Here is a 13,393-nt window from a genome sequence, read left to right on the forward strand (position 1 = left end):
CCGGGGTAGTGCCGGCCGCTGGCCGGCAACCAGGCGATGCTTCACAGGTTCAGGGGTTTGCCGGCCAGCGGCCGGCACTACCGATGCGTTACGCCACCGGCAATCCGCGTTCGATCAACCACGCCTTCGCATCCTCGGCATCCTGCTCGAACCACGCCTTCGTAGAGCCCAGCCGGTACGTATACCCCCACGCATCCATGTCGGCCATCAGCCGCTCGCTGCCGACACCGGGAAGCTGCCCGGCCAGCACGATCTGCAGGTAGCAGGTAGCGTCTTCCTCAGGCACCGAATCGGTGGCGTCGGTATGCACCAGTGCACGCCGCTCCGGCGGCAGCACGATCAGGTGACAGGCTTCGTGCAGCATCGAATGCACAGGCGTGTCATCGCGCACGTAGACGTTGCTGGCGATGATGCCCGCTTCCGGTTCGCCCCAGTAGCTGCCGGGAATCGGTTCACCGGCGGCCACGTGGTGCAGCCCAAGGCCATGCGCGGCGAGCAGGCACTGCGCATCGGCGAAGGCGATGTCGCCCACGCAGGTGATATCCACGGCGGTAGTCGTGTCGGTCATGCAGGTCACGCAGCCCCGCCCATGCCGGCACGGGCGGGGCAGGGCATCAGGGTTTGTCCGGGCCTTCTGGCAGCGCCACGGAGATGTCCAGCACGTCGTGCTGGCCATCCTTCACCAGGTCGACCTTCACCGCGTCGACGTCGATGTTCACGTACTTCTTGATCACTTCCAGCAGCTCGCGCTGCAGCAGCGGCAGGTAGTCCGGGCCACCGCGGTGGCTGCGTTCCTGCGCGATGATGATCTGCAGGCGGTTCTTGGCGGTTTCGGCGGTGGTCTTCTTCGCTTTGAGGAAATCAAACAGGCCCATGCTTACCCTCCGAACAGCTTGCTGAAGAAGCCCTTCTTCTCGACGTTGGTGAAGCGCATCGGGCGTTCTTCGCCGAGGATGCGCGCGACGGCGTCTTCATAGGCCTGGCCGGCAGCGGATTCGACATCCAGGATCACCGGCTCGCCCTTGTTGGAGGCGTTGAGCACGTCGCCCGATTCCGGAATCACGCCGATCGCCTTCAGGCCGAGGACTTCCTCGACGTCGGCGATGCTCAGCATCTCGCCGCTTTCCACGCGCACCGGGGTGTAGCGGGTCAGCAGCAGGAAGGCCGGCACGTCCTGGCCGGACTCGGCCTTGTGGGTCTTCGAATCGAGCAGGCCGATGATGCGGTCCGAGTCGCGCACCGAAGACACTTCCGGGTTCACCACCACCACCGCGCGGTCGGCGAAGTACATCGCCAGGAAGGCGCCCTTCTCGATGCCGGCCGGGGAGTCGCAGATGATGTAGTCGAAGCCGTCGGCGGCCAGGTCCTTCAGGACCTTGCCCACGCCTTCCTGGGTCAGTGCGTCCTTGTCGCGGGTCTGCGAGGCGGCCAGCACGTACAGGTTGTCGAAGCGCTTGTCCTTGATCAGGGCCTGCTTGAGGGTGGCTTCGCCGTGCACGACGTTGACGAAGTCGTACACCACGCGGCGCTCGCAGCCCATGATCAGGTCGAGGTTGCGCAGGCCGACGTCGAAGTCGATCACCGCCACCTTCTTGCCGCGCCGCGCCAGGCCGCAGGCCAGGCTCGCGCTGGAAGTGGTCTTGCCGACGCCGCCCTTGCCGGAGGTGACTACGATGATTTCAGCCAAAGGACTTCTCCTGATGATTCTGTTTGGGGGCTGCGTCAGTCCAGCGCAGCGATCTTGATCTGGTCCTGTTCCAGCCACACCTGCACGGCCTTGCCGCGCAGGTTGTCCGGGACATCGTCCAGTACCTTGTAATGGCCTGCAATGGCGACCAGTTCCGCATGGAAATCACGGCAGAAGATGCGTGCCGCGGTGTTGCCCTGGGCTCCTGCCAGCGCGCGGCCGCGCAAGGTGCCGTAGATATGGATGCTGCCATCGGCGATGACCTCGGCGCCGGCGCCGACGGTGGCCATCACGGTCAGGTCGCAGTTTTCCGCGTACAGCTGCTGGCCCGAACGCACGTTGCCCAGCTGCATGCGGCCCGGCTGCGGCGCGGCGGCATCGGCGACCTTGGCCACCGGCGCGGCGGGGGCCGGCTTCGGCTCGGCGCGGACGGCGCGGCGCGGTTCCGGTGCGGGCGCCGGCGGGGCCGGTTCGGCCTCGGCACGCTCGTACTGGGCGCGGAACTTGGCCAGCAACGGCAGGCCGAGCTGCTGCGAAAGCAGATCGACCGCGCTGGTGCCGTAGGCCAGTGCCACCGGCAGCACGCCCGCGCTGCGCAGGCCGTCGACCAGCGCCTGTGCGGTGGCCACGTCCGGCACCTGGCTCAGGCCGCCGAAATCGAGGATCACCGCAGCGCGGCCGAACAGCTTCGGTGCGCGGGTCACGCGCTCGCGCATTTCCTGCACGAGGCGTTCGACATCAAGGGTACGGATACGCAGGTTGGCGATGCCTACCTGGCCGATCTTCAGTTCACCGGCCTGTTCGTAATCGAAATTCACCGCCACGCTCAGGTCCCCGTCGGCCGCTGTGCCTGCGCCGGCAGCTGCCGGGCGCGTGTCCATGCCACATCCGGCAGCTTGCCGCGGTAGGTCTCCTGCACCCACGGGTAGCTGCACAGTTCCTTGGCCAGCATGCTGGCACGCACATCAACCTGGGCCATGGTGTTCTGGCCCAGCTCGCGGAAGCCGAAGCTGCCGTGGAAGAGCAGGGCGGCATCGGCGCCATGGTCGAGGAAGACCTCGCAGGTCATCTGCGGGTAGCGCAGTTCGGCGAAGCTCTGGGCGTCGGCATAGAACGCACGGCCGACGCCACCGCCGCGACGGCGGCTGGCGACCACGATGCGGTCGATATAGAAGAACGGGGTGTCCAGCTGCTGCTTGAACCAGGCGAAGTTGCTGCTGTCGTGCTGGCTGTCGCTGCCGAAGCCGATCAGGAATCCGGCCAGGTTGCCGTCGCGCTCGGCGACGCGGAAATACTCAGCGGTTTCGTAGAACAGGCGCAGGCGGGCCGCATCCAGGGGAAGGATGGCCAGGCCAGCGTTGTTGTTCAAAGCCAGGACGGAATCGAGCTCGTGCTCGCGCACGTCGCGGATGACAATCGACATTGTGACTCCGTGGGGTAACGCGGTTGGTCCATCAAGGGACCCTGCGCACGATTATTGCATGCCCGGGGTGGGCTGCGGCATGAACAGGGGATATGCCCGAGCATGACTTTCGGCGCTTGGGAGCGGCCGTGCACGGGCTACGATGAGGGATGCTGGCCCGACTGAACCACAATGCGATGCTGCGCTACTCCGGGTTGTTCACCTGGGGCACCGTTGGCCTTTGGCTTGCGATCTACCTGATCGATCCTGTCTCGCTGACGCTGGAGACGCTGGACGGCGAAGCCGGCTTCCGCATCATTCCCTGGGCCTCGGCCTATCTGGCTTTCGGCATCGTGTACTGGGCGCTGACCCGCTCGCTGGGCGAGGGCCGTCCGGGCTTCTTCGACCACGCGGCACTGATCCTGCTGACCGCCTGCGCGATCGGCGTGAGCTATTTTTCCGGTACCGCGCTGGGCAGCATCCTGCTGATGGTGGTTGCCGGCCTGCTGCCATGGCTGCTGGGGCCGCGCATCGGCGTGGTCTGGCTGGTGGCCAGCAACCTGGCCGTGTTGCCGGTCTATATCCAGCCGCTGGGCTTCCCGCCGTTCATCGCCGTGCTGCAGGCGGTGGGCTACATGGGCTTCTCCAGCTTCGTGTTCGTGATCGCGCTGGTGGCCCGTCGCCAGGCCGAGGCCCGCGACGAGCAGCGCCGGCTCAACTCGGAACTGCGCGCCACCCGCGCCCTGCTGGCCGAGAGCGCCCGGGTCAATGAGCGCACGCGCATCTCGCGCGAGCTGCACGACCTGCTGGGCCACCAGCTGACCGCGCTGACCCTGAACCTGGAAGTGGCCGGCCACCTGGCCGACGGCCAGGCGCTGGAGCATGTGAAGCGTTCCCACGCATTGGCCAAGCTGCTGCTGGGCAACGTGCGCGAGGTGGTCAGCCAGCTGCGCGAGACCGGCGCCATCGATCTGGCCGCGGCGCTGCGCCCGTTGACCGAGAACGTGCCCTCGCTGGACATCCAGCTGGAGATCGAGGATCCCCTGAACGTGGAGGACCCGCAGCGGGCCCACGTGCTGCTGCGCTGCACCCAGGAGATCATCACCAATGCCGTGCGCCACGCCGGTGCCCGCCACCTGTGGATCAAGGTGTACCGTGAAGCGCCGGACCGGGTGGTGGTGGAGGCCCGCGACGACGGCGTCGGCGCGGAAATGGTCAATGTGGGCAATGGCTTGCGCGGCATGCGCGAGCGCCTGCAACAATGTGGTGGCCAGCTGCAGGTCGAGACCCGTCCCGGCGAAGGCTTCCGCCTGCGGGCGACGGTACCGGCAACGGTGCTGGTGGCCGCCCTTACCAAGGTTCCTGAAGGAGTACGTTGATGATTCGCGTCTGCCTGGTCGATGACCAAACCCTGGTGCGGCAGGGAATCCGCTCCCTGCTGGCGCTCGATGATGGCATCGAGGTGGTGGCCGAGGCCGGCGATGGCCGGCAGGCGGTCGAGCTGATCCCGCAGGTGCGTCCCGATGTGGTCCTGATGGACATGCGCATGCCGGTGATGTCCGGGCTGGAAGCGCTGCAGGTGCTGTCGAGGCAGGAGCAGCTGCCGCCGACCATCATCCTCACCACCTTCGATGACGACCAGCTGGTGCTGGCCGGGCTCAAGGCCGGTGCCAAGGGCTACCTGCTCAAGGACGTGACCCTGGCGCAGCTGGTCGGGGCCATCCGCACCGTGGCCGACGGTGGTTCGCTGGTGCAGCCGGCGGTGACCCAGCGGCTGCTGTCCGGCCTGGAACACATGCGCAACGAGTTCGTCAGCCTGGACCGGCCCGACCCGCTGACCGACCGCGAGACCGAGATCCTGCGGCTGATGGCCAGCGGATTCTCCAACAAGGAGATCGCCAACTCGCTGGGCGTGGCCGAAGGCACGATCAAGAACCACGTGTCCAACATCCTCTCCAAGCTGGGTGTGCGCGACCGCACGCGCGCCGTACTGAAGGCGTTCGAACTTCAGCTGGTCTAGGGAAAATCGTTCCGGTACAACAACTTGGGTGACGGTCGGGGGTTCCGGCCAAGCGCGCCCCCTACTGGCGGGTGACGGTATGCGTTACCCTTCGAATTCTTTGTCCATACAAATACGCAGCCGGCAGGGAAACCGGTGCGCCAATCCCGATAAACAATGCCCGCGAAGCCTGCTAGGATTGGCGCTTCGCTTCAATCAACCCGGCCGTGGGATCGGCCCCGGAGACTCTCTGAATGACCCGTATTATCGAGTTCCTGATCGCCTTGGGGATCGTGGCTGGCCTGTTCGTCATCATTGGCGTATGTCTGCCGGGCGAGCGTCACATCACCGAAAGCATCGAGACCAACCGCAAGATGACGATCGTGTACGACACGGTCAGCAGCCTGCGCCGCTTCAAGGACTGGAACCCGCTGGTACTGCGCGATCCCGCCGTTGAACTGAAGCTGTCCGGCCCGGCCTCCGGCGTCGGTGCCACTCTCGACTTCACCTCCAAGGACCTGGGCACCGGCTCCTGGAAGATCACCGAAGCCGAAGAGAACAAGCGCGTTGCGATCGCCATCGAAGACCCGACCAAGGGTCACGACAAGGTCACCACCTTCACCCTGGAGCCGACCGGCAAGGGTGGCCGCAACGTCAAGATCACCCAGGACTACTCGGTGAAGTACGGCTTCGACCTGTTCGGTCGTTATGCCGGCCTGTATGTCAGCCGCCAGATCGGCGACGACATCAAGATGGGCCTGTCGCGCATGGCCAACATGCTCGCCACCGTCCCGAACGTCGACTACCGCACCCCGGAAGCGCCGCTGACCGATCTGGCCATCGTCGATGTGCCGGTTGAAGACCTGCTGGTCGTCAACGCCGGTAACGTGGACCGCGGTCAGGACACGATCACCAAGTCCATCAAGGACAACCAGGAGTGGATCAAGCGCGTGATGGAGGCCAATGGCCTTGAAGCCGCCGGCCCGTTCCGCATCATCACCACCGACTTCGGTGCTGAGAAGTACGCCTTCGACATCGCCCAGCCGGTGAAGAAGAAGGGTACTGAAGGTGCCACCGCTGAAGAGCTGACCGTCAAGATCGACGGCGGCGCTCCGGTCAAGTACGTGCACGTTGCTCCGCACCGTTCGGCACATGCGGCCTACACCGGCCACATGGCAGGTCTGGACGTGGCCCGCAACGGCCTGCGTGCCTGGGCCGTGACCTCGGGCAACGAAGTCATCGACCGTCCGTACGAAACCTGGAAGGACGGCATCGACAAGTCGTTCACCCCGGAAGCGACCTACGACATCTACTGGGCCGTCAAGTAAGCCTCGGCTGACCCATGTAATGTTGGACACGAAAACGCGCCGCTCATTGCGGCGCGTTTTTTTTCATCTGGCGCCCGGCAAGCGGCGCTGCGCAAGGAGCCCTCATGTTCAATCTGGAACGCCGTGCCCGTAAGCCTTCCCTGCTGGCCTGCCTGGGTGCATTGCTGGCCGCCACCTCGATCGGCCTGTCCGCCTATGCCTCGCATGGGGTGGCCGATCCGTTGGCGCAGCAGCATCTGAACATGGCAGCGCTGTACGCATTCGCGCACGGTGCGGTGCTGGTGGCGCTGGGCCCGCGTGCGCAGGGGGCGATCGCGCACCTGGCGTTGTACGTAGTGCTGCTGGGCGTACTGCTGTTTTCCGGCAGCCTGGTGGGCGGGGCGCTATGGCAGTGGCCGACGCGGATGGCGCCGATCGGCGGCACCAGCATGATGGCCGGATGGGTGCTGCTGGCGATCAATGCGTTGAGGCGGTGACGGCAGCCCGTCGAGGGACGGTGCGGAGAGCAGCCGAGCATGGCTCGGCTCTACAGAATCGCGCGCACCTCTTCGCCCTCGACGGACCCAACAGCCGCGCGCTGATCCGTTGCAGAGGCTTCGAGCGAAGCAACCGGCTTTTACCTTTGCTCTCTTGTTCCATTCCGTGGCGGACGCACACGGAACAATTCCAGGACGCGGGAGGGATGGGCTTGCGGGGGTGTAAGCCGCATGGATGCGGCGCCCAAGCCTCCACGGACGGATTCACGGCGTCCCCTGCCCAGCCTACCCGCCCGGACAGCCCCATGGATTTCGCCTTGCGGCCGCCACGAGGGGCTCAGCTGTTGGCCGGTCTCCAGCACCAGTGCCAGGGTTCGTAGACGATGCCGTGCGGGTTGTCACGCGGGTAGCTCAGCTGGAAGCCGTGCGCGCCGGCATGGCGCTGCAGCCAGGCGAACGCATCGGTGGCGTCGAAGGATTCTTCTGCCGGCGCATCGCCCGGCGTGCCGATATCCAGCGCATGGCCGCTGTGGTGTTCACTGAAGCCCGGTGCGGCATTGACCTTCAGGATCTCCGCCACGCTCAGCCCGCGCGCCCGTTTCCGTTCGAAGATGCCCAGCTGGTAGGCATGGCTTCGGAAACCAGAGATCGCGTCCAGTGCCACGTCATCGCGCGCGGCGTGCAGGCGCATCCGGCGCCAGCCCTGCGCGGCGCCGCGGCGCAGCCACAGCGGGCGGGCGAAGCGGTCATGACCGGCGAAATGCAGCAGGCAGGGTTCGGCTTCCAGCGGCAGGCCGCTGTCGTCTGCGTAGCGCTGGGCGTCCAGGCCCAGCTGCTGCAGGCGCTGCTGCAGCCCGGCCAGCGGAAGCCATTGATCTTCCAACGCTGCCCCGAACGGTCGAGCAGCCGCTGCGTCCAGCAGTGCCAGTGCTTCCTCGACCCCGGGTTCGCGCGGCAGTCGTGGCACCATCGAATGCACGCCGCGCGGCAGTACGGCCGCCAGATAGCGGCCATCACGCTTGCGCCGCAGCACCCAGTGCGCTTGTGACAGCAGGCGCGCGTCCAGGTTGCTGCGCGCACGCAGCAGGCCGGCGGGCCACAACTCGATGGTCGCGGTATTGATCAGCAGGGGCGGGCGTCGTTGCATCGCCGCAGCTTACTGCCGCGGCGCCGATGCGGCCACCTTGCGCAGGGCATCGAGCAGCACCTGCGGCCGATCCACGCTGAGCAGCAGCGTGCTGCCGTCGCTGACCGGCAGGGCAAGCACGCGCGCGCGATCGGTGACCAGGGCGAATCCCTTGCCGCCGCCCTGCAGGCGGAAGTGGCCTGAATAGAAGCCCGGCATTGCATAGCCGTTGGTCTTGAAGCGGATGCCATAGCGGCGGTCGCGGCCGAGATCGACCACCTCCGCCTGGTCCAGTCGCAGTGTTGCCACCGGAACACGCCGGCGATACAGGGTCGAGCGCACGTCCAGCACGTCGCCGGCCAGTTCCACCCGGCGGCGGAAGAAGGCCGCGCCCAGCCCGATGCCGAGCGCGGCGATCACCAGCAGGCTCCAGGCGGCGCTGCCGCCCATGCGGAACCAGGGCGGCCAGAGCGTCACTTCGATCCAGGGCGCGCTGGCCGGTGCCTTGTACAGCTGCGCATACAGGCAGGCCACGAAGGCGGCCAGCAGCGGCAGCACGATCCACAGCACGCGCAACGGCGAGCTGTCGGCCACCTCGTACTGTTTCGGGTCGCTGGCGCCCATGGCTCAGGCCTCCTTCTTGAACACCAGCATCGCCGGGCGCATCGGCGCCGGGATGATGATGTTGACCAGCTCCCAGCCCAGTTGGCCCTGGCGGCTGAGTTCGGCCTGGATGTCCTCGGACTTGTGCAGGCCCATCATGGACGTCTTGACCTCGATGGTCTGGTAGCTCCAGCGCTTGCTCATTCCTTGTCCTCCGGCGATGGCTTGGGTTTCGGCAGGCGTCCTGCCTTGCGCAGGGCGTCGCGCAGCACGTATTCAATCTGCGCGTTGAGGCTGCGCAGCTCGTCGTCAGCCCAGCGCTGTGCCGCGGCCAGGACCTCGGCATTGATGCGCAGCGGATAGGCTTTCTTCTCACTCATGAAAACTCCTGGCGGGGCGGTGGGGCGCCCCGTTGCGAGGGTGGTTCAGTACAGCGAACCGGCATTGACGATCGGCTGGGTACCGCGGTCCGAGCACAGCACGGTCAACAGGTTGCTGACCATGTGCGCCTTGCGTTCCTCATCCAGCTGCACCACGCCGTTCTTCTGCAGTTCGGCCAGGGCCATCTCGACCATGCCAACCGCGCCGGCAACGATGCGCGTGCGCGCGGCGATCACCGCATTGGCCTGCTGCCGCTGCAGCATCGCCTGGGCGATTTCGGCGGCGTAGGCGAGGTGGCTGATGCGCGCGTCGATCACCTGCACGCCGGCATCGGCCAGGCGCTCGGCCAACTCGTTCTTCAGGTGCTGGGAGATTTCGCTGGCGTGGCTGCGCAGGGCCAGCTGGCCGTCCTCATGCTGGTCATAGGGATAGCTGGTGGCCATCGCGCGCAGCGCCGATTCGGACTGGATATGCACGAAGCTCTCGTAGTCATCCACGTTGTAGACCGCCTCGGAGGCATCGACCACCTGCCAGACGATCACCGCGGCGATCTCGATCGGGCTGCCGTCCAGCTCGTTGACCTTCAGCTTGCCGCTTTCGAAGTTGCGCACGCGCTGGCTGACCCGGCGCTTGCTGAAGAAGGGATTGTTCCAGCGCAGGCCGTTGTCCTTCACAGTGCCGACGTACTTGCCGAACAGGCTGAGCACCGCGGCCTGGTTGGGCTGGATGGTGTACAGGCCGGCCAGGATGAACATGCCGGCCGCGACCAGCAGGACGCCCAGCAGCATCAGCAGCAGGTTGGGCGAGCCGGTGCTGGCCTTGGCGGCAACCCCGAGCACGAACACGGCGGCACCGGCGAGGGCGACCAGCAGGGCGCCGGCCAGCGTGCCGAGGCCGTTGAGCGAGGACAGCGACTTCTCTTTCATGGCAGTACGTCCTTGAGGGTTCGGAATTAAGATATCAAAGTGATATCAGATGCGGGTTACCGTTCGTCGGATGCCGTGGCCGGGGTGCCCGGCCAGCTAGAATGCCCACCCGCCTTCACATCGCTGCTGGAACCGCCATGGCCAAGCTTGGAACTCCGTTGTCCCCCTCCGCCACCCGGGTGCTGCTGCTGGGCTCGGGTGAACTCGGCAAGGAGGTGGCCATCGAGCTGCAGCGGCTGGGCGTGGAAGTGATCGCCGCCGACCGCTACGCCGATGCGCCGGCAATGCAGGTCGCGCATCGCTCGCACGTGATCGACATGCTGGACGCGATGGCCCTGCGCGCGCTGATCGCCCGGGAGCAGCCGCACCTGGTGGTGCCGGAGATCGAAGCCATCCACACCGAGACCCTGGTGCAGCTGGAACAGGAGCAGGGCCTGCGGGTGATCCCGACCGCGCGCGCCGCACGCCTGACCATGGACCGTGAAGGCATCCGCCGCCTGGCCGCCGAGACCCTCGGCCTGCCGACTTCGCCGTACCGCTTCGTCGATACCGAGGCCGAGTACCGTGCCGCGGTGGCCGCGATCGGCCTGCCGTGCGTGGTCAAGCCGGTGATGTCGTCCTCGGGCAAGGGCCAGAGCACGCTGCGCAGCGAGGCGGACATCGCCCCGGCCTGGGACTACGCGCAGACCGGTGGCCGTGCCGGTGCCGGCCGCTGCATCGTCGAAGGCTTCATCGACTTCGATTACGAGATCACCCTGCTGACCGTGCGCCACGCCGGTGGCACCTCGTTCTGCGCGCCGATCGGCCACCTGCAGAAGGACGGCGACTACCGTGAGAGCTGGCAGCCGCAGCCGATGTCGAGCGCGGCACTGGCACGTGCGGAAGAAATCTCGCGTGCGATCACCGACGACCTCGGCGGTTGGGGCCTGTTCGGCGTCGAGCTGTTCGTGAAGGGCGACGAGGTGTGGTTCAGCGAAGTGTCGCCGCGCCCGCATGACACCGGCCTGGTGACGCTGGTCTCGCAGGAGCTGAGCGAGTTCGCGCTGCATGCGCGGGCGATCCTCGGCCTGCCGATTCCGGTGATCCGCCAGAGCGGCCCGTCGGCCTCGTGCGCGCTGCTGGCGCATGGCGAAGGCGTGCCGTACTTCAACAACGTGGCTGCCGCGCTGCAGGTGCCGGATACCGCGGTGCGCCTGTTCGGCAAGCCCAGCGTGCACGGCCATCGCCGTGTCGGCGTAACCCTGGCACGCGCCGAAACCATCGACGAAGCGCGCGCCATCGCGCGTGATGCCGCCGACGCCATCGGCGTCGAACTGCGCCCGTAAAACAAAAAGGGGACGGAGGGGATTAAGTCGTTTGTGCCACAAACGACTTAATCCCCTCCGTCCCCTTTTTTTACTTCACATCCACCCACACCAGGTGGTGGTCGCTGCCGTCGGCGATCTTCGCTTCGGGGCTTTCATTGGCTGGCCAGAAGATGCCGCTGCCGATGTACTCGAAACCGGTCGAGGGCAGCACGTAGTCCAGGCGCATGGTGCCGGACTTCGGGCCGAAATCGCCGGTGGCATGGAACGGCGCGCCCTTGCGCGCGATGCCCTTGGCTGCATAGGCCAGGCTGGTCTGCTCGCCGCCCACGCTGCGCGGGGTGGGGTAGCGCAGCACGCGGGCGTTCTCGATCAGTTCGACGATCGCTTCATGGCGGCCATCACCATCGACCGGGTCGTTGTTGAGGTCGCCGAGGATCACGAAGCGTGCGTCCTGGGCCAGACCGCCGCACTGCCCCTTGTCGTCGCACAGCCACGGCTTGTCGCCCTTGGACAGGTATTCCTGCCACAGGCGCAGTTCGTCGTGGTTGCGCGCGGCATTGCGCTTTTCCGGGCCGTCAAACACCGGCGGGGTCGGGTGCGAGGCCAGCGCGTGCACCACGCCGGCCGGGGTCTTCACCGGCACGTCCCAATGTGACTTCGACGACAGCCGCAGCTGCGACCACACGTGGTCGTTGTAGAAGCTCTTGCCGGTGCGCGGATCGACCGGACGGATCGCCCCCGGCATCGCGCTCCACTTCAGCAGCTGGAAGCTGCGCACCTTGGCTTCGTCGATCGGGTAGCGCGACAGCACCAGCATGCCGTACTGGCCCGGGTGCAGGCCGTAGCCCCAGGCATCGTTGCCGCGGCTGCGGCCTTCGCCGCCGACCACGCCGTTGTTGTCCAGGTCCAGGCCGCTGGGCACGCCGGTGTTGACCGGCGCCAGGTAGCGGTAGGCGAAGTGCAGCGGCTTGCCGCCGCCGGGCTGGGCCACTTCCAGGTAGCGCTTCTGGAACAGGTCGGCGGCGCGGTGGGCGTCGTCGAAGTCGAACTCGTTCAGCAGCACCAGGTCCGGGCGCACCTGCTGCAGCACCGCGGCGATCTTGCGTGCGTGCTCACTGTCGCCTTCCAGTTCCTTGATCAGGCCACCGGCGTCATCGGAGTACAGCGAGGTGTTGTAGGTGGCCAGGCGCAGCGCAGCGGACGGCTTTTCGGTCATCGCGGGGGAGGTGGCGAAGGCGGGGGCGGTGGCGCCGCAGAGCAGGGCCAGGGCGAGGATCAGGGGTTTGGCGTTCATGGGCCGTATTGTGCACCCGGCCCGGTGTCAGCGGTTTGTCAGCGCCCGTCCAGATCGTTGTCGAAATCGTGCCAGCGGCGGCCGTCGTAGGCCTCCAGCGGATGGAAGCGGCGCTTGTAGTCCATCTTCTGGTGGCCGCGGATCCAGTAGCCCAGGTAGACGTGCGGCAGGCCCTCGCGGCGGGCCCATTCGATCTGCTGCAGGATTGCAAACGTACCCAGCCCGCGCGCGGCGTGCTCCGGGTCGAAGAAGGTGTAGACCGCCGACAGGCCGTGCTCGGTGACGTCGGTCACCGCCACCCCCAGCAGCTGGCTGGGCTGGCCGTCGTGGCCGGGCAGGCGCATCTCCATAAAGCGGGTGTGCGACCAGCTGCCGATCAGGAACTGCTCGAATTCGTGCGGGCCATGGTCGTCCATGCCACCGTTGGCGTGGCGATGCACCAGGTAGCGGTGATACAGCGCAAACAGGTCGTCGCGGGCGGTGGCGGCGGTGATCCGCACCTCCAGGTCTTCATTGCGGGCCGCGCAACGGCGCTGGCTGCGGTCCGGGGCGAAGCGCGCCACCGGGATGCGCACCGCCACACAGGCCTGGCAGTGCGCGCAATGCGGCCGGTAGACCAGGTCACCGCTGCGGCGGAAGCCCCAGCTCAGTGCCAGCGGGTAAAGGCCGCCGAGCCGGCGGTCGTGCGGGTCCAGCACCAGGTCGCGCGCCACCCGGTCCGACCAGTACCCGCAGGGGTGCTCGCCGGTCTGGAAAAGTCGCAGTTCGTCGTCTCTGTCGCCATGCATCGCCATGGGCACAGCATAGCCCCAGCCCGTCGCAGTGGCGGCGACTGTCCGCCGGATGAATGGAACTGGCAGCGGC

The 13,393-nt window shown here is 66.8% G+C and carries 17 protein-coding genes; 5 read left to right on the plus strand and 12 right to left on the minus strand.

The window, feature by feature from the left end:
* Positions 1–88: 88 nt before the first annotated feature.
* Genes N440_RS03445 through N440_RS03465 form a run of 5 tightly spaced genes read right to left on the minus strand, consistent with a single transcriptional unit; the run spans position 89 to position 3,110 of the window.
* Positions 89–568 (minus strand): hypothetical protein, encoded by a 480-nt coding sequence (locus tag N440_RS03445; RefSeq protein ID WP_133934098.1) that lies wholly within the window; start codon positions 566–568, stop codon positions 89–91.
* A 46-nt stretch (positions 569–614) separates the two neighbouring features.
* Positions 615–875, minus strand: a complete 261-nt coding sequence (minE, locus tag N440_RS03450) for a cell division topological specificity factor MinE (protein ID WP_005408532.1) — start codon at positions 873–875, stop codon at positions 615–617.
* 2 nt (positions 876–877) lie between these two features.
* Complete coding sequence (gene minD, locus N440_RS03455; RefSeq protein ID WP_006424120.1) at positions 878–1,687, minus strand: septum site-determining protein MinD; 810 nt, start codon at positions 1,685–1,687, stop codon at positions 878–880.
* 35 nt (positions 1,688–1,722) lie between these two features.
* A complete protein-coding gene (minC, locus tag N440_RS03460) occupies positions 1,723–2,568 on the minus strand; it encodes a septum site-determining protein MinC (protein ID WP_049457735.1) in 846 nt (281 codons plus the stop codon).
* Positions 2,514–3,110, minus strand: a complete 597-nt coding sequence (locus tag N440_RS03465; RefSeq protein WP_008267255.1) for a GNAT family N-acetyltransferase — start codon at positions 3,108–3,110, stop codon at positions 2,514–2,516. The genes minC and N440_RS03465 overlap by 55 nt, the downstream gene beginning before the upstream one ends.
* Before the next feature lie 149 nt (positions 3,111–3,259).
* Between N440_RS03465 and N440_RS03470 the strand changes: the two genes are divergently transcribed.
* The 4 genes from N440_RS03470 to N440_RS03485 all read left to right on the plus strand — a co-directional run bounded on the left by N440_RS03470 (position 3,260) and on the right by N440_RS03485 (position 6,892).
* Complete coding sequence (locus N440_RS03470) at positions 3,260–4,468, plus strand: sensor histidine kinase (RefSeq protein ID WP_053449103.1); 1,209 nt, start codon at positions 3,260–3,262, stop codon at positions 4,466–4,468.
* A complete protein-coding gene (locus N440_RS03475) occupies positions 4,468–5,109 on the plus strand; it encodes a response regulator transcription factor (protein ID WP_006424175.1) in 642 nt (213 codons plus the stop codon). The genes N440_RS03470 and N440_RS03475 overlap by 1 nt, the downstream gene beginning before the upstream one ends.
* Positions 5,110–5,342: 233 nt before the next feature.
* Positions 5,343–6,416 carry an SRPBCC family protein gene (locus tag N440_RS03480; RefSeq protein WP_006424176.1) on the plus strand — a complete coding sequence of 358 codons (1,074 nt, stop codon included), beginning with the start codon at positions 5,343–5,345 and terminating at the stop codon, positions 6,414–6,416.
* Positions 6,417–6,520: 104 nt separating this feature from the next.
* Positions 6,521–6,892, plus strand: coding sequence for a DUF423 domain-containing protein (locus tag N440_RS03485; RefSeq protein ID WP_008264449.1), 372 nt, complete (start codon positions 6,521–6,523; stop codon positions 6,890–6,892).
* A 337-nt stretch (positions 6,893–7,229) separates the two neighbouring features.
* Here N440_RS03485 and N440_RS03490 read toward each other — a convergent pair whose 3' ends face one another.
* From N440_RS03490 to N440_RS03510, 5 genes are read right to left on the minus strand one after another with little or no spacing between them, the layout of a single operon-like run.
* The gene (locus tag N440_RS03490; RefSeq protein ID WP_133934099.1) at positions 7,230–8,039 is read right to left on the minus strand and encodes a M15 family metallopeptidase; all 810 of its coding nucleotides are present in this window, start codon (positions 8,037–8,039) and stop codon (positions 7,230–7,232) included.
* Positions 8,040–8,048: 9 nt separating this feature from the next.
* The gene (locus N440_RS03495) at positions 8,049–8,642 is read right to left on the minus strand and encodes a PH domain-containing protein (protein WP_133934100.1); all 594 of its coding nucleotides are present in this window, start codon (positions 8,640–8,642) and stop codon (positions 8,049–8,051) included.
* Positions 8,643–8,645: 3 nt separating this feature from the next.
* The gene (locus N440_RS03500; RefSeq protein ID WP_133934101.1) at positions 8,646–8,825 is read right to left on the minus strand and encodes a DUF4177 domain-containing protein; all 180 of its coding nucleotides are present in this window, start codon (positions 8,823–8,825) and stop codon (positions 8,646–8,648) included.
* The gene (locus N440_RS03505) at positions 8,822–9,001 is read right to left on the minus strand and encodes a hypothetical protein (RefSeq protein ID WP_005412615.1); all 180 of its coding nucleotides are present in this window, start codon (positions 8,999–9,001) and stop codon (positions 8,822–8,824) included. Before N440_RS03505 ends, N440_RS03500 begins: the two co-directional genes overlap by 4 nt.
* A gap of 45 nt (positions 9,002–9,046) precedes the next feature.
* Positions 9,047–9,928, minus strand: a complete 882-nt coding sequence (locus N440_RS03510) for an SPFH domain-containing protein (RefSeq protein ID WP_133934102.1) — start codon at positions 9,926–9,928, stop codon at positions 9,047–9,049.
* Between the two features lie 137 nt (positions 9,929–10,065).
* Between N440_RS03510 and purT the strand changes: the two genes are divergently transcribed.
* On the plus strand, positions 10,066–11,253 hold the full coding sequence (gene purT / locus N440_RS03515) for a formate-dependent phosphoribosylglycinamide formyltransferase (protein WP_133934103.1): 1,188 nt from the start codon (positions 10,066–10,068) through the stop codon (positions 11,251–11,253).
* 70 nt (positions 11,254–11,323) lie between these two features.
* Here purT and N440_RS03520 read toward each other — a convergent pair whose 3' ends face one another.
* A complete protein-coding gene (locus N440_RS03520) occupies positions 11,324–12,529 on the minus strand; it encodes an endonuclease/exonuclease/phosphatase family protein (protein WP_133934104.1) in 1,206 nt (401 codons plus the stop codon).
* A gap of 38 nt (positions 12,530–12,567) precedes the next feature.
* Positions 12,568–13,323 carry an arginyltransferase gene (locus tag N440_RS03525; RefSeq protein ID WP_133934105.1) on the minus strand — a complete coding sequence of 252 codons (756 nt, stop codon included), beginning with the start codon at positions 13,321–13,323 and terminating at the stop codon, positions 12,568–12,570.
* Positions 13,324–13,393 lie beyond the last annotated feature (70 nt).

This window comes from Stenotrophomonas sp. CC22-02, from assembly GCF_004365115.1.
Classification (GTDB): domain Bacteria; phylum Pseudomonadota; class Gammaproteobacteria; order Xanthomonadales; family Xanthomonadaceae; genus Stenotrophomonas; species Stenotrophomonas forensis.

Bases quoted from the DNA above. Each gene is read 5' to 3' on its own strand.
- N440_RS03445 (WP_133934098.1), bottom strand. From the start codon at position 568: ATGACCGACACGACTACCGCCGTGGATATCACCTGCGTGGGCGACATC.
- minE (WP_005408532.1), bottom strand. From the start codon at position 875: ATGGGCCTGTTTGATTTCCTCAAAGCGAAGAAGACCACCGCCGAAACC.
- minC (WP_049457735.1), bottom strand. From the start codon at position 2,568: ATGGACACGCGCCCGGCAGCTGCCGGCGCAGGCACAGCGGCCGACGGG.
- N440_RS03465 (WP_008267255.1), bottom strand. From the start codon at position 3,110: ATGTCGATTGTCATCCGCGACGTGCGCGAGCACGAGCTCGATTCCGTC.
- N440_RS03470 (WP_053449103.1), top strand. From the start codon at position 3,260: ATGCTGGCCCGACTGAACCACAATGCGATGCTGCGCTACTCCGGGTTG.
- N440_RS03475 (WP_006424175.1), top strand. From the start codon at position 4,468: ATGATTCGCGTCTGCCTGGTCGATGACCAAACCCTGGTGCGGCAGGGA.
- N440_RS03480 (WP_006424176.1), top strand. From the start codon at position 5,343: ATGACCCGTATTATCGAGTTCCTGATCGCCTTGGGGATCGTGGCTGGC.
- N440_RS03485 (WP_008264449.1), top strand. From the start codon at position 6,521: ATGTTCAATCTGGAACGCCGTGCCCGTAAGCCTTCCCTGCTGGCCTGC.
- N440_RS03490 (WP_133934099.1), bottom strand. From the start codon at position 8,039: ATGCAACGACGCCCGCCCCTGCTGATCAATACCGCGACCATCGAGTTG.
- N440_RS03495 (WP_133934100.1), bottom strand. From the start codon at position 8,642: ATGGGCGCCAGCGACCCGAAACAGTACGAGGTGGCCGACAGCTCGCCG.
- N440_RS03500 (WP_133934101.1), bottom strand. From the start codon at position 8,825: ATGAGCAAGCGCTGGAGCTACCAGACCATCGAGGTCAAGACGTCCATG.
- N440_RS03505 (WP_005412615.1), bottom strand. From the start codon at position 9,001: ATGAGTGAGAAGAAAGCCTATCCGCTGCGCATCAATGCCGAGGTCCTG.
- N440_RS03510 (WP_133934102.1), bottom strand. From the start codon at position 9,928: ATGAAAGAGAAGTCGCTGTCCTCGCTCAACGGCCTCGGCACGCTGGCC.
- purT (WP_133934103.1), top strand. From the start codon at position 10,066: ATGGCCAAGCTTGGAACTCCGTTGTCCCCCTCCGCCACCCGGGTGCTG.
- N440_RS03520 (WP_133934104.1), bottom strand. From the start codon at position 12,529: ATGAACGCCAAACCCCTGATCCTCGCCCTGGCCCTGCTCTGCGGCGCC.
- N440_RS03525 (WP_133934105.1), bottom strand. From the start codon at position 13,323: ATGGCGATGCATGGCGACAGAGACGACGAACTGCGACTTTTCCAGACC.